Source organism: Pseudomonas sp. NPDC087185 (assembly GCF_044744955.1).
Lineage (GTDB): Bacteria > Pseudomonadota > Gammaproteobacteria > Pseudomonadales > Pseudomonadaceae > Aquipseudomonas.
In genome coordinates this window covers 418,059-435,074 of the sequence record NZ_JBIUZK010000006.1, presented here as the reverse complement: position 1 = coordinate 435,074, position 17,016 = coordinate 418,059, and the positions used below count along the sequence as shown (strand labels likewise).

Below are 17,016 nucleotides of genomic sequence, written 5' to 3'. Positions count from 1 at the left end.
GGCCATTGGGCAAAGGAGGGACTTTGGTAGAGGCGGCCTTTTGCCACCGCTGGATGCTAGTATCCTACGTTTTCACTCAGCTTCGGAATCTACTTCCCGATGAAAGTCGCCATTATTTCTGGCTCGGTGTACGGCACCGCCGATGAAGTCGCCCGCCACGCCGAGTCGCTGCTCAAGGCTGCAGGCTTTGAGGCCTGGCACGCGGCCCGCGCCACCCAGCAGGACCTCGAAGGTTTTGCACCTGAGGCGCTGCTGGCCGTCACCTCGACCACTGGCATGGGCGAACTGCCGGACAGCCTCATGCCGCTGTACAGCACCATTCGCGACACGCTTCCCGCCGCTTGGCGGGGCCTGCCGGGGGCGGTCATTGCCCTGGGCGATTCAAGCTACGGCGATACCTATTGCGGCGGTGGCGAGCAGGTGCGCGAGTTGTTTGCCGAGTTGGGTGTGCGTGAAGTGCAGCCGATGCTCAAGCTGGATGCCAGCGAGACGGTCACTCCGGAAACGGATGCCGAGCCCTGGTTGGCGACGTTTGTCCAAGCGTTGAAAGCCTGAGTTTTCCCTTCGCCTGCCCCGGCCCTTTCGCGGGGCAAAGCCAGCGCCCACAGGCTCACCGCTACATTCATGCCTTGCGCAGAACCTGTGGGGGGCGGGCTGGTCCCGCGAATAGCCATCAGCAGAGGCCTATTGCCCATTGCCTGGGGCTGCCCGCACCAGCTCCAGCCAAGCCCGCGCCGCCCGCGACAGATACGCCCCACGCCGCCAGATGAAGGCAATGTCCCAGCGCAGACCCTGTGGCGCATTCAGCGGCAAACGCACCACCCCAGGGCGTTCCAGCGCTTTCGCCACCACACGGGGCAGCAACACCACGCCCTGGCCAGCCGCCACCAGCGCTACCAGAAAGTCTGCCTGGCCACTGCGCCCGCCTTCCTTCGGGGTAAACCCCTGCTGCTGGCACGCCTTGAGCAACCGGTCATTGAGCACGAAGCTGCGCTGATACAGCAGAAAGGGTGTGTCGGCCAGTTGGTGCAGCGTGACCTGCGCCAGGTCCGCCAGCGCATGCCCCGCGGGCAGCAGTGCATCGAGTGGTTCGTTGCAGAACGGCTGGTATTCGAACGCTGGGTCGCTTGGCGTCAGGCTACCGCCCAACTCCAGCTCGCCACTGTGCACAGCCTGCTCGACGGTGCGGCTGCCGCCTTCGAGCAATTGAATCGAGATGTTCGGATGGCGCCGTCGATACTCGGCAAACAACCCGGCGAACAGCGCATCGCTACCCAGCATCGGCAGGCCCAGGCGCAACTCGCCTCGGGCCATGTGGCTGAGGTCATCCAGCTCGCTGAGCAATGCCTGACGCTGGCGCAACAACGCTTCGCCACGTTCCAGCACGATGCGCCCGGCGGCCGTCAGGTGCAGCTGCGAGGCCTGACGCTCCAGTAACGGCTGGCCCACATCTTGCTCCAGTTGGGCCACCTGCTTGCTCACGGCCGATTGACTGATGTGCAAGGTCTGCGCGGCCTGGGTGAAGCCCCCGCGGTGGACCACTTCGATGAAACTGCGCAGCTGTTTGAATTCCATGCCCTGAATTCCATTATGGAATGGCTGCAAGTCTAACAATTCGCTTCTGGCCTAGGCAGCCGAATCTTAGAATGAGGGCCTGTCGAGGAACCCGCATGAAACCCGCGTTATTGAAAAAATCCCTGCGCCTGCTCGTCGAGTTGGCGGTCCTGCGGGCATTGTTCCTGTTGGGTGGCCAGTTGGCCGACTGGTCAGGCTGGCCAATCCCCGGTGGTGTGATGGGCCTGGCACTGCTGCTGCTGTTGTTCGCTTGCGGCGTGGTGAAACCGGCAACCCTGCAATTGGGCGCCGGCTGGCTCATGGCCGAAATGCTGCTGTTTTTTATCCCGGCGCTGATGAGCCTGCTCGATTACGGCAGCCTGGTGCGTGATGAAGGCTGGCGCATCCTGCTGGTGATTGCCGTGAGCACCTTGATGGTCATGGTGGTAACCGCCTTGACGGTCGAGTTCGTATGCCGCTGGAGCCTGCGCCATGAGCCTTGAACCCATGCCGCTGTTCTGGCTGGCGCTGACCTTGCTGGCGTACCTGGGCAGTCGTTGGCTGTACCGGCGCACCGGGCGTTACCTGATGTCGCCGCTGATTCTGGTGCCCACGCTGTTGCTGGCGGTGGCCGTACCGCTGCACACCGCCTATGCCGAGTACGCGCGCAACACCCACTGGTTGATGACGGTTCTGGGCCCGGTGACGGTGGCCTTTGCGGTGCCGATCTGGCAGCAGCGGGAAATGCTGGCGCGGCATTGGCCGGCGCTGCTGGTGGGCATGGTCGCCGGCAGTGCGGCGTCGATCGGCAGTTCCTGGGGGCTGGCTCACCTGCTGGCGCTGGATAACGCGATCAGCCTGTCACTGGTGCCACGTTCGATCACCACGCCTTTCGCCATGCCGCTGGCCCATGACCTGGGCGGTGTACCGGAGCTGACCGCGGTGTTCGTGATGTTCACCGGCGTGCTCGGCGCCATGTTCGGCGGTGTGCTGCTGCGCTGGCTGCCGTTGCGTACACCCTTGGCGCGGGGCGCCCTGTTCGGCGTCGGTGCACATGGCGCGGGCGTCAGCCGGGCGCAGGAAGTGGGCCGCGAAGAAGGCTCCGTGGCCGGCCTGGTCATGGTCCTTACCGGCCTGCTCAACCTGTTTGCCGCGCCCCTGCTGGCCATGCTGCTGTGACCGTTCGTGCCACTGACTCGCTCGGTCATCAAGCTGGCTGGCAACGCAAGTTTCACTGGGTTGGCGCCTGACTAGACTCAGCCTCGACATAGAGAGCACATGTATGTGCCGAGGTGACATGCAATGACCGCAGCCTTGCCCTATACCCGCACCCCTCCCTCATTCCCGGGACGACTCTGATGCCTTTGGCCGAGATACCATTGTGCGTCTGGCGTACCCGGAGTCAGAGTTTCACATTCCGGGGCCAGAGCATCCGCTACTGGACCGCAGGGCAAGGAGAGCCCCTGCTGCTTCTGCATGGATTCCCGACCGCGAGTTGGGATTGGCATTACCTCTGGACACCGCTGGCCCAGCGCTTTCGGCTCATCGCTTGCGACATGCTCGGTTTCGGCGATTCGGCCAAGCCGCTCAACCACACCTACAGCTTGATCGAGCAAGCCGACCTGCAGCAGGCGCTGCTTGACCACCTCGAAATCGACCAGCCTGTGCACTTGCTGGCGCACGATTATGGCGGCAGTGTGGCCCAGGAAATGCTGGCGCGGCACCACGAGCAGCGTGCGCAAATCGCTAGCTGCGTATTTCTCAACAGCGGCCTGTTTCCTGAAAGTTGCCAGGTGCTGTTGATCCAGAAACTGCTGCTCAGCCGCCTGGGCTGGCTGGTGGCACGTTCCTTTGGGCGCGACGATCTGGTGCGCAATGTCACACAGGTCTACGGGCCGTGCACGCACCCCAGTGAAAGTGCGCTGGATGACTTCTGGAGCCTGATCGCCACCCATGGAGGCACACGCATCCTGCACAAGTTGGTCGGCTTCGTGACCGAGCGCAGGTTGCATCGCGAGCGCTGGGTCGGCGCCCTGCAACGCGAGAGCGTGCCGCTGCGTTTCATCAACGGTGCGGTCGACCCGCTTTCCGGCGCGCACATGCTCGAGCGCTATCGGCAGCTGGTACCCAACCCGGACACCGTGCAACTGCAAGGCATTGGTCATTACCCGCATACCGAAGCGCCGGTGCAGGTATTGCGCCACTACCTGGCCTTTCGCGAACAGCCGCTGAGCTACCTGCCGCAGAAGGTAGCCTGGTCCTGACCATCGTTCGGTGTTATCGCCTGGCATTCAGCCTGAGTGAGCTTGATTGTCCGCTGGCAGGGGCTTGGCGGACACTCAATGCTTTCAACCTGACCTGGAGCCATGAGCATGAGCGAGCCGGTACGTCTGCAAGACCGTGTGGTAATCGTCACGGGGGCCGGTGGTGGCCTGGGCCGCGCACATGCGCTGCTGTTCGCCGCGCGTGGCGCCAAGGTGGTGGTCAACGACCTCGGCGGCTCAACCCACGGCGAAGGTGCCAGCGCTTCGGCGGCCGATCGGGTGGTGGAGGAGATCCGTGCCGCGGGCGGCACGGCGGTGGCCAATCACGATTCGGTCAGCGACGGCGCGCGCATCGTCGAGCAGGCCCTGGACAGCTTTGGCCGGATCGATGTGCTGGTGAACAACGCCGGCATCCTGCGCGACAAGACCTTCCACAAGATGGACGACAGTGAATGGGACCAGGTTTACCAGGTTCACGTCGAGGGTGCCTACAAGGTCACCCGTGCAGCCTGGCCGCACTTGCGCGAGCAGAACTGGGGGCGGGTGATCTTCACCGCCTCCACCTCCGGCATCTACGGTAACTTCGGTCAGGCCAACTACGGCATGGCCAAGCTGGGCTTGTATGGCCTGACACGCACCCTGGCCATCGAAGGGCGCAAGCACGGCGTGCTGGTCAATGCCATCGCGCCCACCGGAGGCACGCGCATGACCGAGGGCCTGATACCGCCACAGGTGTTCGAACGCCTCAAGCCCGAACTGGTCAGCCCCTTGGTGGTGTACCTGGGCAGTGAGCAGTGCCAGGACAGCGGCCAGCTGTTCGAGGTGGGAGGCGGCTGGGTAGGCAAGGTGCGCTGGGAGCGCAGCCTGGGTGTCGGCTTCGACCCGCGTGAAGGTTTTACGCCTGAGCAGGTGGCGGACAGCTGGGCGCAGATCGGCGACTTCGCCGAGGCGGTGCATCCGCAGGACAGCTTTCAGGCGTTGCAGCAGATGATGGAAAACCTGCAGAAGTATCCGCTGGAGTGATTATTCCAAGGCAAAAAAAAGGCCGCTGCAAAGCGCAGCGGCCAATCGAGACGTTAGATCAAGGAGCTTCAAAATCAACGTCGGTGAACCTCGCGGGCCTGAAGGGCGGGGGGGGGTAGTTGCCCTTCATGCCGGCCAGTGAGTCAAGAATAAGCGCTTGATCCGGGAGGAAAAATAGCCGCTTATGACATTCACCTTTACGTTTCGGGCAACAGTGCCTCAACGCCTTTTCAGGGGGTTGTCGAGTAGCCCATGCGCCAGCTGGTATCCCGCGCCGCCGCCAGCAAACGCTGCGCCGCAGGGCCATGTTCATCGGCGTGAAAGATCGACGTCGGCCCGACCACGGTCATCACCGCCGCAATCTGCCCCATGGCGTTGAACACCGGCGCTGACAGCGCATCCACCCCAGGCATCAACAAACCGTGCACATGGTGCAGGCCTTGTTCGCGGATACCGGCCAGCAACGCCTCATAGTCACTGGCGTCATGCTGCAGCACGGCCAGCTCCTTATCGCGCAGCTCCAGGGTTTCACGCTCGGGCAGGTAGGCGGCGAACACCAGGCCGGTGGACGAACTGAGCAGCGGCAGCACCGAACCGATCTGGGTCACCACCGTGACCGCGCGCACGGCAGGCTCGATGCTCACCACCGTGGCCCCCTGGTTACCCCACACGGCGATGAAGCAGCTTTCGTTGAGCGCGTCGCGCAGTTGCGACAGCGGCATTGCCGCCACCTTGAGCACATCGATGCTGCCCAGCGCCGCCAGGCCTACACGCAAGGCTTCACGCCCCAACCCGTAGTGGTTGGTGGCGGGATCCTGTTCGGCAAAGCCGCTGGCGATCAGCGCCTGCAGGTAGCGGTGCACCTTGCTCGCCGGCATCTGCACGTGTTCGGCCAGGCGCGACAGCGAGGTGGAGGGGGACAGTTCGGCGAGCGCCTTGAGGATGTCGGTGCCGACTTCCGCCGAGCGGACCTTCTGCTTGCCGGTGTCGGTGGGAGAGCTGGCTTTGGCCATGGGTAGGACGCTTCCGGATTCTTCGAGTCGCGCCTTTATAGCTTGACGCCTGATGCGGAGCAAATTACGTTATTCGTAATCTGATTACGATAAAAACAAAATCCGGAGGCATCGATGAACCGCGACGCGTCGCCCGACCTTCACTACCTGAGCGGCTTCGGCAACGAATTCGCCAGCGAAGCACTGCCTGGAGCACTGCCCATCGGGCAGAATTCACCGCAGAAGGCCCCCTACGGTTTGTACGCCGAGCTGCTGTCGGGTACGGCGTTCACCATGGCGCGCAGCGAGCTGCGCCGCACTTGGCTATATCGCATTCGTCCTTCGGCCTTGCACCCGCGCTTCGAGCGCCTGGCGCGTCAGCCGCTGAGCGGGCCGTTGGGCGCGGTCACGCCTAATCGTCTGCGCTGGAACCCTCAGCCGCTGCCTGGCGAGCCGACCGACTTCATCGAAAGCTGGCTGCCGATGGTAGCGAATGCCGCAGCAGATAAACCGTCAGGGGTCAGCATCTACATCTATCGCGCCAACCGTTCGATGGAACGCGTGTTCTTCAACGCCGACGGTGAGCTGTTGCTGGTGCCGGAGCAAGGCCGCCTGCGCATCGCCACCGAGCTTGGGGTGATGGAGGTCGAGCCGCTGGAAATTGCCGTGATCCCACGCGGCATGAAGTTCCGCGTCGAACTGCTTGATGGCCAGGCACGCGGTTACCTCGCCGAAAACCACGGCGCGCCGCTACGCCTGCCGGACCTGGGCCCTATCGGCAGCAACGGCCTGGCCAACCCGCGCGATTTCCTGACCCCGGTGGCGCACTACGAAGAGGCCCAAGGCCCGGTGCAGCTGGTGCAGAAGTTCATGGGCGAGCACTGGGCCTGCGAGCTGCAGCATTCGCCGCTGGACGTGGTCGCCTGGCACGGCAGCAACGTGCCGTACAAGTACGACCTGCGCCGCTTCAACACGATCGGCACGGTCAGCTTCGATCACCCCGACCCGTCGATCTTCACCGTACTGACCTCGCCAACCAGCGTGCACGGCCTGGCCAACATGGACTTCGTGATCTTCCCACCACGCTGGATGGTGGCCGACAACACCTTCCGCCCGCCATGGTTCCACCGCAACCTGATGAACGAGTTCATGGGCCTGATCAGCGGTGCCTACGATGCCAAGGCCGAAGGCTTCCTGCCGGGCGGCGCCTCGCTGCACGGGGTGATGAGTGCCCACGGGCCTGATGCCGAAACCTGCGAAAAGGCCATTGCCGCCGACCTGGCACCGCACAAGATCGACAACACCATGGCCTTCATGTTCGAGACCAGCCAGGTGCTGCGCCCGAGCCAGCAGGCCCTCGAATGCCCGCAATTGCAGGCCGACTACGACAGTTGCTGGGCCACCTTGCCGAGCACCTTCAACCCGAACCGGAGATAACCCATGAACCAGTCCGCCATTGCCCGCAGTTGGGTCGAGCACGCCAATGGGCACCGCGACTTCCCGCTGCAGAACCTGCCGCTGGGCATCTTCAGCCGCCCGGGTGAAGCGCTGCGCTGCGGCGTCGCCATCGGCGATGCGATCCTCGACCTGGAGGCTGTGCTGGCTGCCGGTTTGTTCGAGGGCCAGGCCAAGGCCGCCGTGGAAGCCACCCGTGGCGGCGCGCTGAACGCATTCTTCGCGCTCGGCCGCACTGCCCGGGTCGCCCTGCGTGAGCGCTTGCTGGCGCTGCTGGGCGAACACAGCGAGCACCAGGCTGCGCTCAAGGCTGCGCTGTACCCGGCCAGCGATTGCCAACTGCACCTGCCAGCCAAGGTCGGCGACTACACCGACTTCTATGTGGGCATCCAGCACGCCACCAACGTCGGCAAACTGTTCCGCCCCGACAACCCGCTGCTGCCCAACTACAAGTACGTGCCAATCGGCTACCACGGCCGCGCCTCCACTTTGCGCCCGTCGGGCACTGATGTGCGCCGCCCCAAGGGCCAGACCCTCCCGGCCGGCCACAGCGAACCGAGCTTCGGCCCGTGCATGCGCCTGGACTACGAGCTGGAGCTGGGTATCTGGATAGCCCAGGGCAACGACATCGGTCAGGCCATTGCGATTGGTGAAGCCGACCAGCACCTGGCGGGTTTGTGCCTGCTCAACGACTGGTCGGCACGCGATATCCAGGCTTGGGAATACCAGCCGCTTGGGCCGTTCCTGTCGAAGAGTTTCATCACCACGCTGTCACCGTGGGTGGTGACCGCCGAGGCGCTGGAGCCGTTCCGTTGTGCCCAGCCCGCGCGGCCCGAGGGTGATCCGCAACCGCTGCCGTATCTGCTGGACCCGCGTGACCAGGCCCAGGGCGCCTTCGACATCGAGCTGGAAGTGCTGCTGCTCACCGAGCGCATGCGCGAGCGGGGCCTGCCGGCACACCGCCTGGCGCTGAGCAACACGCTGAACATGTACTGGACCGTGGCGCAGTTGATCGCCCACCACAGCGTCAACGGTTGCCAGTTGCAGCCGGGCGACCTGTTCGGTTCGGGCACGCTGTCTGGCGCCACGCCCGATTCATACGGCAGCCTGCTGGAGATTACCGTGGGCGGTAAACAGCCGGTGGAGCTGGCCAGTGGCGAGGTGCGCAAGTTCCTTGAGGACGGCGACGAAATCATCCTGCGTGCACGTTGCCAGCGCGATGGAGCGGCCAGCATCGGTTTCGGTGAATGCCGCGGCAAGATCATCGCCGCCAACTGAGGGGCTGGGCCATGGAGCTGTACACCTATTACCGTTCCACCTCTTCCTACCGGGTGCGCATCGCCTTGGCGCTCAAGGGCCTGGATTACCAGGCGCTGCCGGTCAACCTGCTCAAGGGCGAGCAGCGCAGTGCCGACTATGTGGCGCTGAACCCACAAGGCCGGGTGCCGGCCCTGCGTACCGATGATGCCGTGCTGCTGGTGCAGTCACCGGCGATCATCGAGTACCTGGAAGAGGTTTATCCACAACCTGCGCTGCTGCCGGTCGGTACTGCAGCACGGGCCAGGGCTCGCAGTGTGGCGGCGATCATCGGTTGCGATATTCACCCGTTGCACAACGTCAGCGTACTCAATCAGCTTCGCCAGCTGGGGCACGACGAGACACAGGTCAACCAGTGGATAGCCCACTGGGTCGGCCAAGGGCTGGCAGCGGTAGAGCAACTGATCGGTGATGAGGGCTATTGCCTGGGTGAGCAACCCGGGCTGGCAGATGTCTACCTGATCCCGCAGTTGTATGCAGCCGAGCGCTTCAACATCGACCTTGGCGGCTATCCGCGTATATGCCGGGTGGCGGCGTTGGCCGCTGGGCACCCGGCATTTGCCATGGCTCATCCCTCGTGCCAGCCGGATACCCCGGCTCAGTGAATCGACCGGGTTGCCGTGGGTAGCTTGCCGATGCGTTCGGACAGCTTCAGGCGCTGCACCGGATCATCGGTCAGCAGCAAGGCGTGCTCCAGGTCGAAACGTTCGGCCTGCGGGCACTCCAGGTGTTGATAGAGCGAAGCGCGGGTCATGTAGTCGCTGACCTGTACCGGGCCCAGTTGCATGACCCGCTCGGCGTCGATCAGCGCGGCCAGGTGGTTGTCGTTGCTGATGTGCAGCTGGCGCAGGTTGCGTGACAGGCGCTGCAGCATCTGCGTCGGGCTGGCCGCGCGCAGGTGCTCGGCGGTCAGCGGTACCTGCGGGCCGAACTGGCGGGCAAGCAGCTCGCGGCAATCATTGGGGTACAAGCGCCTGCCGCCGCAAGGGTCGAGCAGGTGATCGGCGCCGGGTACCCGCAGCAGAAAGTGGCCAGGGAAGGCCACGCCTTCCAGTGGAATGGACAACCGGCCGGCCAGCTCCAGGGTGATGATCGCCAGTGCCAGTGGTTGGCCACGGCGGCGTTGCAGCACCTTGTCCATCAGCGCCGCCTGCGGGCGCAGGGGGTGGTATTCATCCTGCTGGAAACCCAGCGTGTTCAGCTGGCGCAGCAGCGGCTGGGCCAATTCGCACACCGGCAGCATCGGCAGGCTGGCACTGATCTCAGCGTGCAGGTGGTGCAGGGTTGCAAGGCTCGCCGCGGGCTCGACGTTCCGATCGTGCTCGGCGGCTATCCACAAGGCGGCTTCCAGCAGGGCGACCGGCTCGCGTTCCAGGCAGGCCAGGCAGGCTTGGCGTGGGTTCATCTGGGCATCTCCACATACGCTTGAGTATTAGCTCTGGCGCCGCGATTCGTCCAGTGGTCCGGTCGGCCTGTGGGGTGAAAGGGGGTGCCTATACTGGTAGGAGCACCTCGCAGGGGAGCCCGCCGATGTTCGCGCTGATGCAAAGCACCCGCACCCAGTCGCTGCACCTCTTCACCGACCCGAAAACCGGCCTGAAGGCCGTGGTGGCGATTCATAGCGAGATCCGCGGCCCGGCATTGGGCGGTTGCCGCTACCTGCCGTATGCCGATGACGAAAGCGCCATGGCCGATGCCATTCGCCTGGCGCAAGGCATGAGCTACAAGGCGGCGCTGGCCGGGTTGCCTCTAGGGGGTGGCAAGGCGGTGATCATGCGCAACCCGCATGTGGAAAACCGTGCGGCTTTGTTCGAGGCGTTTGGCCGCTTCATCGATACCTTGCAAGGGCGTTTCATCATCGCGGTGGACAGCGGCACTTCGACCTTGGATATGGACTGCATTGCCCAGAGCACGCCGCATGTGACCAGCACCACGGCATCGGGTGACCCTTCGCCGCATGCGGCCATGGGGGTGTTCGCCGGCATCCGTGCCACCTGCCTGGCGCGCTTGGGGAGTAGCGACCTCAAAGGCTTACGTGTGGCGGTGCAGGGCCTGGGTAACGTCGGCTATGCCCTGGCCGAGCAGCTGTACGCAGCGGGCGCCGAGTTGCTGGTCAGTGACCTTGACCCGGGGCGGGTGCGGCTGGCGGTGGAGCAGTTCAACGCTCACCCGGTGACCAACGATGCGCTGATCAGTACGCCCTGCGATATCTTTTCGCCGTGCGGCGTGGGGCCGGTACTCAACGGCCAGACGGTGATGCAGTTGCGGTGTGCGGCGGTAGCCGGCGCGGCGAACAACCAGCTGACCACCTTGCAAGTGGCTGACCAGCTGGAGTCGCGCGGGATTCTTTATGCGCCGGATTATGTGATCAACGCAGGCGGCTTGATCTACGTGGCGATGAAACACCGCGGTGAGGAATTGAGCACTATCACGGGGCAACTGGCGCGAATACCAGAGCGGTTGACCGAAGTGTACGCCCATGCCCAGGCCGAGAAGCGCTCGCCGGCACGGGTAGCGCAGATGCTGGCGGAGCGGTTGTTATACGGTGATCGCTGACCGGCCCCCCACTGTCACGCTGCAGCATCACCATCCAGCAACTCGGCCAATGCATCCGGCTGGCTCTTGAACGCCCGGGCGAACACATCCCGGTTCTTGGCCATGTAGATGCCGGCTTCCTCGACCTGCTGTTCACTCAACGAAGGCACCGCCTTCTGCAACACCTCGGCCAGGCGCTCTGCCAGTTCGAGCATCTTGTCGTGACGATCTGCTTCGGCCTTATCCATGAACAAGCGCTCCGGGTCGCGGCTGCTGCGGTACACCACTTCGACGGCCATTCATCACCTCTGTGCCTTTTTGCGGTTGGTTGACTGATTACTGTATGCGCATACAGTAATGGCAATCGCACCTCAGGTGCAAGCCTTGCTGTAAAAAAGCGTAGCGCACAGGTGCCTTGCGGCAATCGGTCGCCTTCCAAGGCAGGGGCGTGGCCCTTTAACTGCATGGCACAAGCGTCACAGACGTGACGCATCATCTTTCAGGCCGTATCGGGGAGTTGGATATCGTGAACATCAAATGGGCGGAAAAGCTGCGCAAGGGCCTGCATGGCTCGGCCGACTCGCTGGGCAACCTGTGTGTCGAGGGGTTTCACTACCTCGCGCTGTTCGGCATCGGCGCGATAACCGCCTATGCGGCGGTGATGACCTTCCTGGACATGCTCGGCAAAGGTGGGATCAGTGTCGATGACATCCTGCTGCTGTTCATCTACCTGGAGCTCGGGGCGATGGTCGGGATCTACTTCAAGACCAATCACATGCCGATCCGCTTCCTGCTGTACGTGGCGATCACCGCACTGACCCGCCTGCTGATCGGCGATGTCTCGCACCACAAGGCGCCGGATGAAGGGCTGTTGTACCTGTGCGGCGGCATCCTGCTGCTGGCGTTCTCGATTCTGGTGGTGCGTTACGCTTCGTACCGCTACCCCTCGACCAAGGTGCTGGATGCCAACGGCAAGGAAGTGGAAGACGGCAAGTAGCCGTCAGTTGGCGATGAAGTGCCGGGGCTGGTGATGCGGGTCGCGGGTGAGGGCAGCGAGCACCTGCAACGGGTTCTGCCCCAGCTCGATGGCCAGGCCCAGGCGAATGCTGTCGATGACCCGTTGCAGGCGCACCGGGTCGTTGCGCTGGGCCTGGCTGATCAGGCGCTTGGCGACCACCCCGGCATCGTCGGAGAGGGTCAGCATGATGCTGCCGTCCAGGCGTTCGATGCTCAGGTTGACCCGGTACTCGGGGGCGAAGGCGGCGCTGATGCGTTCGAATGGGTTGTTCATGGTCGGTGGTCTGCGAAGATTGACTGCAGAGATTGACCGGGTAACTGCCAGGTTGGTTCAGGGCCATTGATCGATGTAAACGAAAACGCCCGGCTCAAGGCCGGGCGTTGTTGTTCACAGGCGAATCAGGCGTCGGGGTCACTCAGCTCCAGCACGCCGCGCTTGCTGCGCAATTTACCGTAGAAATGTTCCAGCGCATTGTTCAGTTTGCTGGCGGCACCGTCGACCGCCTGGTCCAGCGAAGTGGCGGTGTGGGTCACGGAAATCGGCTGATGGCCTTTCGGGCGAGCCTCCATCTGGCAGCGTTTGTCATGCGGCCCGGGCTTGGCGCCGTTCTCGTCGCGCAGGTGCACCTCGATGCGGGTGAGGTCTTCCTCGTAACGTTCGAGCGTGGCTTCCAGCGTACTGCGGACCCACTCGTTGAGACGGATGTTGCCTTCGATATGGTTGCTGCTGTTGACCTGGATTTGCATGATTCAATCCTTATTCAGCTTGCTCGCATGGAGGCGTGCCTAGGCCCTTGAGGCCCTTGGTATTTCTTCGCCTCTTGACTCTAAGGTCAGGCAACTGCGGAATGAATTCAAGCCCTTTTTGAAAATAAATTTCTTGTAGTAAATCCGCAGGAGTGGCCGCCAGGCGGCCCCACATGCGATCAGAACTCGACCGACGTCTGCACATACAAGGTCCGAGGTTCACCCACGTACTTGCCCTTGTTGTTGTCGTCGAACGAGCGCGTGTAGTACTCGCGGTTGAACAGGTTCTTCACCCCCACCGCCACCTTCAGGTTCGACAATTGTGCCCCGAAGTCATAGCCGGCACGGGTGCTGACCAGCATGTAACCCGGGATGCGCCCTGTGCTGCCGTCGGCGCTTTCTGCGCGGGTGTTGGCGTTGTCGGCGTACTGGCTACTCTGGAAGCTGCCATCCAGGTTCAACTGCCACGGTCCATCGGTATAACCGACGCCCAGGTTGCCCTTGTGGCGCGACGAGAACGGCACCTGATTGCCCTTGTTCGGGCCATCTTCGCGGATAGTCGCGTCAACAAAGGCGTAGCTGGCGTGCACATCGAAACCGGCCAGCGCCGGGCTCAGGCCATCGAGCGCATAACGCACGCTGGTCTCGATGCCCTGGTGGCGAGTCTCGCCGCGAGCGATCACCGAATCGTTGGTCTGGTTGCTCTCGTACTGGTTGTCGAAGTTGATCAGGAACGCGCCGATTTCGGCCTGCAGGTCGCCGTTGTCGTAACGGGTGCCGACTTCCCAGGTGCGTGCTTTCTCCGGTTTCACTTCGCCGCTGGAGACGCGATTGGGCATTTGGCTGTACTGCACGCTGCCGAACGAGCCCTCGGTGTTGGCATAGAGGTTCCAGCTATCGGTCAGGTGGTACATCACGTTCAGCGCCGGCAGGGCGGTGTTGTAGCTGCCCTGGTAGCGCTGGCCGTTGAGCGTGTTGCTCTGCTCGGAGTCGATCATCTCGTAGCGTACGCCTGGGGTGATGGTCCAGCGGCCGATGTCGATGCGGTCATCCAGGTAGATGGCATGGGCTTCGGTGCTGCCACGGGTATCGCGGTCGTTGCGGCTGGCGGTGGTCGGCAGGTTGCCGGTGACCGGCTCGCGGAAGCGCAGTTCGTGACCGGCCTCATTGACGTAGCGGTAGCCGATGCCCAGTTCGTGCCAGCTCTCGCCCAGCGCGACGCCTTGCGAGAAGCGTGTCTCGATGCCGCGCACCCAGTATTCGCGTGGCGACAGCGAAACGAAGCTGCCCTGGTCCAGGTAGCCGCTGCGCAGGGTCTTGGTGAAGAAGCTGTTGACGCTGAACTGGCGGTCGTCCTGTTTGTAGTCGTAGCCGAAGTTGAACAATGTGCGGCGGCCCCAGAACTTGTCCTTCAGGCGTGTCGACTGGTACGGGTCGGCGTCGAAATCGGCCGTGCTCAGGCCACCCGGCATGTCCGCTTCGCCTTCATAGTACTGGGCCATGGCGTGCAGGCTGTTGGCTTCGTCCAGTTGCAGCTTGCCCTTGAGGATCAGGTCGTCGATCTGCGTGTCGCTGTGCGCGCGCCAGTCGCCGCCGCGCACGCCGGAATACAGCAGGGCGCCGCCCAGGCCGTTGTCGTGGGTGCCCCCGACCAGCAGGTTGGCGCTGTTCTTGAAGCCGTCATGGCTGGAGGATGGGCTGATCTGGTTCTGCATGGCGGCCTTGACGGTCGCCTGCTCGGGGATGGCGCGGGTGACGAAGTTGACGATGCCACCCACGTTCTGCGGGCCATAGCGCACGGCGCCGCCGCCACGCACCACGTCCACCGCATCCATGTTGCCCATGCTGATCGGCGCCAGCGACAGCTGCGGTTGGCCATACGGCGCGAACGGCACCGGGATGCCGTCCATCAGTACCGTCGAGCGCGAAGCCAGGCGCGGGTTGAGGCCGCGGATACCGAAGTTCAATGCCAGGTCGTGGCTGCCGGTGCCGTTGTTGTCGGGGGCGTTGACGCCCGGCATGCGGTTGAGCACTTCACGCGCGGTGGTGGCGCCGCTGCGTTCGAATGCCTCACGGCGTACCACATCGCGGGCACCGGGGTGCTCGAAGACGTTGTCCTGTTGCGCTTCACCCAGCCAGTCACCGACCACGGTGGAAGCACCGAGCTCCACGGCAGCCACCGGTGTGGCCGTGTTGGCAGGCTGCAGGCTGAATGCGTTGTCGGCCTCTTGGCGCGCCTGCAGGCCGCTGCCACGCAGCAGGGCGTCCAGGCCCTGGGCGACCCCGTACTGGCCGTCCAGGCCTTGGCTGCTCAGCCCCTGAGTCAGCTGCGAGCCGAACGAGATCAACGCGCCGCTTTCACGGCCAAACTGGTTCAGGGCCTCTTCCAGCGAGCCTGCGGCGATGTGATAGGTGCGCGCCTCGGCGGCGTGCAGGGCCGGCGTGGCAAGGCCGAGGCTGGTGGCGAGCAGCAGGGCGTGGACGAGGGGGCTGGGGCGCAGAGGCATGGGGCGGATCCTGTGATAAGGGGTTCTGCCTTCTCTGTCACGCGAGGTTCAGGAAATGGCTCAGGTAATTGAAAAAAAGTTTCAACTCAGGCGCGGTTCGAGCGTGACCCAGTAGCGGGTGAAGCGCCGCACGCGCACCGGCAAGGCCACCTCGAGCATCTGCAGAATCCGCTCGCTGTCATCCAGCGGGTACGAACCGGACACCCGCAAGTCAGCCACCCGCTCGCTGCAGCCCAGCTGCCCCTGGCGATACCGCCCGAGTTCGGCGAGGAAGTCTGTCAGGCGCATCTGCGACGCCACCAGCATGCCGTCGACCCAGGCACCACTGTTCGGGTCCAACGGCGCGATGGCCTGCCAGCCCTTGGCAGTGAAGCGCGCACGCTGCCCTGGCAGCAGCGGCTGGCCCGCGAAGCTGGCCTGGCCACTGAACACCGATACCAGGCTGAACCCCTCGAACTCGCGCACGTTGAAATGGCCGTTGTGCAGTTGCAGGGCCCCTTCGGCGGTGCGCAGCAGCAAGGGGCGCGCGTCGCGTGCCACATCCAGCGCCAGTTCGCCTTCCAGCAACCGTACCACCCGCTGCTGGCCATCGAAGCGCACATCGACCGCGCTGCGGGTATTGAGTTGCAGCAGGCTGCCGTCGTCCAGGTGCGTGCGCCGGCGCTGGCCAACCGGGCTGCGGTAGTCGGCCATCAGGCCTGGTAGAGGGTTATGCGATTGCAGGCCCATGCCAGCGGCGCTGGCCACGCCCACCAGCAGCAGCGCCTTGAGCGCCCTGCGCCGCGCGGGGGAGGGGGGCGCCTGCAGGGTGGCATGCACCACCGGCGAAGCGACCCCACGCAAGCGCTGGTTCACCTGCTGAATATGCGCCCAGGCGCGTTGATGCTCGTGATCGGCCAGCAGCCAATGCTGCAGGGCCTGTTGCTGGGCCTGGTCGAAGCCGTCGCCCTGGGATTCGATCAGCCAGTGCACGGCCTGCTCGGCGACCTGCGAAGAGAACGAGGTGTTCACAGGGCGAAATAGCAGCGCAGGGCTGCCTTGTTCAGGTAGCGCTTGACCGTCGCCAGGGAAATGCCCAGTTCGCGGGCGATCTCGGTTTGGCCGAGGCCATCGACCTGGGCCAGCAGGAAGGTGCGTTTGACCAATGGCGGCAGGCCGTCGAGCAGGCGGTCGAGCTCCAGCAGGGTTTCGAAGATGACCGCCTTCTGTTCTTCGCTCGGCGCCATCTGTTCCGGGACTTGAGACAGCGCTTGGAGGTAGGCGCGCTCCAGTTCCTGGCGGCGCAAGTGATTGCACAGTACGCGCTTGGCCACGGTGGCAAGGAATGCGCGCGGCTCGACCAGTTGTGGTGCCTCGCGCGCCTGCAGCAGGCGCACGTAAGTGTCCTGGGCCAGGTCGGCGGCGCTTTGCGGGCAACCCAGGCGGCGGCGCAACCAGCCGGTCAGCCAACTGTGATGGGCGTGGTAAAGGCCTTCGACCGTGGATGAGAGGGCGCTGGGCACCGTGATACTCCGGCGCCAATTCGCGCAACTGGTAGTAAGAATTGTTCGCATTGTAGTGATGGGGTTATTGATCGGCAAGTGACCGTTCAGACTTTGCTTATGA

Annotated in this window: 19 protein-coding genes; 10 read left to right on the top strand and 9 right to left on the bottom strand. The window is 63.9% G+C overall.

Features of this window, described 5'->3' with window-relative positions:
- Positions 1 to 99: 99 nt before the first annotated feature.
- Positions 100 to 555 carry a flavodoxin gene (locus tag ACIPIJ_RS22195; protein WP_401080537.1) on the top strand — a complete coding sequence of 152 codons (456 nt, stop codon included), beginning with the start codon at positions 100 to 102 and terminating at the stop codon, positions 553 to 555.
- Between the two features lie 129 nt (positions 556 to 684).
- Here the strand turns inward: ACIPIJ_RS22195 and ACIPIJ_RS22190 are convergent, their stop codons facing one another.
- A complete protein-coding gene (locus ACIPIJ_RS22190; protein WP_401080535.1) occupies positions 685 to 1,575 on the bottom strand; it encodes a LysR substrate-binding domain-containing protein in 891 nt (296 codons plus the stop codon).
- 95 nt (positions 1,576 to 1,670) lie between these two features.
- Between ACIPIJ_RS22190 and ACIPIJ_RS22185 the strand changes: the two genes are divergently transcribed.
- From ACIPIJ_RS22185 to ACIPIJ_RS22170, 4 genes are all read left to right on the top strand, one after another.
- Complete coding sequence (locus ACIPIJ_RS22185) at positions 1,671 to 2,057, top strand: CidA/LrgA family protein (RefSeq protein ID WP_401080533.1); 387 nt, start codon at positions 1,671 to 1,673, stop codon at positions 2,055 to 2,057.
- Entirely contained in the window at positions 2,047 to 2,733 is a 687-nt protein-coding gene (locus ACIPIJ_RS22180) for an LrgB family protein (protein WP_401080531.1), read from the top strand. Before ACIPIJ_RS22185 ends, ACIPIJ_RS22180 begins: the two co-directional genes overlap by 11 nt.
- Before the next feature lie 179 nt (positions 2,734 to 2,912).
- The gene (locus tag ACIPIJ_RS22175; RefSeq protein ID WP_401080529.1) at positions 2,913 to 3,818 is read left to right on the top strand and encodes an alpha/beta fold hydrolase; all 906 of its coding nucleotides are present in this window, start codon (positions 2,913 to 2,915) and stop codon (positions 3,816 to 3,818) included.
- A 108-nt stretch (positions 3,819 to 3,926) separates the two neighbouring features.
- Positions 3,927 to 4,841 carry an SDR family oxidoreductase gene (locus tag ACIPIJ_RS22170; RefSeq protein ID WP_401080528.1) on the top strand — a complete coding sequence of 305 codons (915 nt, stop codon included), beginning with the start codon at positions 3,927 to 3,929 and terminating at the stop codon, positions 4,839 to 4,841.
- 230 nt (positions 4,842 to 5,071) lie between these two features.
- On the opposite strand, the gene ACIPIJ_RS22165 is transcribed toward ACIPIJ_RS22170, so the two are convergent.
- Entirely contained in the window at positions 5,072 to 5,854 is a 783-nt protein-coding gene (locus ACIPIJ_RS22165; protein WP_401080526.1) for an IclR family transcriptional regulator, read from the bottom strand.
- 114 nt (positions 5,855 to 5,968) lie between these two features.
- On the opposite strand from ACIPIJ_RS22165, the gene hmgA reads away from it, so the two are divergent.
- Genes hmgA through maiA form a run of 3 tightly spaced genes read left to right on the top strand, consistent with a single transcriptional unit; the run spans position 5,969 to position 9,210 of the window.
- Positions 5,969 to 7,270, top strand: coding sequence for a homogentisate 1,2-dioxygenase (gene hmgA / locus ACIPIJ_RS22160; RefSeq protein WP_401080524.1), 1,302 nt, complete (start codon positions 5,969 to 5,971; stop codon positions 7,268 to 7,270).
- A 3-nt stretch (positions 7,271 to 7,273) separates the two neighbouring features.
- Positions 7,274 to 8,566, top strand: coding sequence for a fumarylacetoacetase (gene fahA, locus ACIPIJ_RS22155; RefSeq protein ID WP_401080523.1), 1,293 nt, complete (start codon positions 7,274 to 7,276; stop codon positions 8,564 to 8,566).
- Between the two features lie 11 nt (positions 8,567 to 8,577).
- Positions 8,578 to 9,210, top strand: a complete 633-nt coding sequence (gene maiA, locus ACIPIJ_RS22150) for a maleylacetoacetate isomerase (protein WP_401080521.1) — start codon at positions 8,578 to 8,580, stop codon at positions 9,208 to 9,210.
- On the opposite strand, the gene ACIPIJ_RS22145 is transcribed toward maiA, so the two are convergent.
- Positions 9,204 to 10,010 (bottom strand): SirB1 family protein, encoded by an 807-nt coding sequence (locus ACIPIJ_RS22145; protein ID WP_401080519.1) that lies wholly within the window; start codon positions 10,008 to 10,010, stop codon positions 9,204 to 9,206. The two genes, maiA and ACIPIJ_RS22145, sit on opposite strands and share 7 nt — an antisense overlap.
- A gap of 125 nt (positions 10,011 to 10,135) precedes the next feature.
- Between ACIPIJ_RS22145 and ACIPIJ_RS22140 the strand changes: the two genes are divergently transcribed.
- A complete protein-coding gene (locus ACIPIJ_RS22140) occupies positions 10,136 to 11,161 on the top strand; it encodes a Leu/Phe/Val dehydrogenase (protein ID WP_401080517.1) in 1,026 nt (341 codons plus the stop codon).
- A gap of 14 nt (positions 11,162 to 11,175) precedes the next feature.
- On the opposite strand, the gene ACIPIJ_RS22135 is transcribed toward ACIPIJ_RS22140, so the two are convergent.
- Entirely contained in the window at positions 11,176 to 11,439 is a 264-nt protein-coding gene (locus ACIPIJ_RS22135; protein ID WP_401080515.1) for a YebG family protein, read from the bottom strand.
- Between the two features lie 227 nt (positions 11,440 to 11,666).
- Here ACIPIJ_RS22135 and ACIPIJ_RS22130 point away from each other — a divergent pair, with 227 nt between their 5' ends.
- Positions 11,667 to 12,137: a phosphate-starvation-inducible protein PsiE gene (locus ACIPIJ_RS22130; RefSeq protein ID WP_401080514.1), complete on the top strand. Its 471-nt coding sequence runs from the start codon at positions 11,667 to 11,669 to the stop codon at positions 12,135 to 12,137.
- A 3-nt stretch (positions 12,138 to 12,140) separates the two neighbouring features.
- Here ACIPIJ_RS22130 and ACIPIJ_RS22125 read toward each other — a convergent pair whose 3' ends face one another.
- The 5 genes from ACIPIJ_RS22125 to ACIPIJ_RS22105 form a co-directional block, all read right to left on the bottom strand.
- A complete protein-coding gene (locus tag ACIPIJ_RS22125; protein ID WP_401080512.1) occupies positions 12,141 to 12,431 on the bottom strand; it encodes a DUF3509 domain-containing protein in 291 nt (96 codons plus the stop codon).
- Between the two features lie 125 nt (positions 12,432 to 12,556).
- Positions 12,557 to 12,904, bottom strand: a complete 348-nt coding sequence (locus ACIPIJ_RS22120) for an HPF/RaiA family ribosome-associated protein (RefSeq protein WP_016395445.1) — start codon at positions 12,902 to 12,904, stop codon at positions 12,557 to 12,559.
- Positions 12,905 to 13,083: 179 nt separating this feature from the next.
- Positions 13,084 to 15,411 (bottom strand): TonB-dependent Fe(3+) dicitrate receptor FecA, encoded by a 2,328-nt coding sequence (gene fecA, locus ACIPIJ_RS22115; RefSeq protein ID WP_401080511.1) that lies wholly within the window; start codon positions 15,409 to 15,411, stop codon positions 13,084 to 13,086.
- 81 nt (positions 15,412 to 15,492) lie between these two features.
- A complete protein-coding gene (locus ACIPIJ_RS22110) occupies positions 15,493 to 16,422 on the bottom strand; it encodes a FecR domain-containing protein (RefSeq protein ID WP_401080509.1) in 930 nt (309 codons plus the stop codon).
- A complete protein-coding gene (locus ACIPIJ_RS22105) occupies positions 16,419 to 16,964 on the bottom strand; it encodes a sigma-70 family RNA polymerase sigma factor (RefSeq protein ID WP_401080507.1) in 546 nt (181 codons plus the stop codon). Before ACIPIJ_RS22105 ends, ACIPIJ_RS22110 begins: the two co-directional genes overlap by 4 nt.
- Positions 16,965 to 17,016 lie beyond the last annotated feature (52 nt).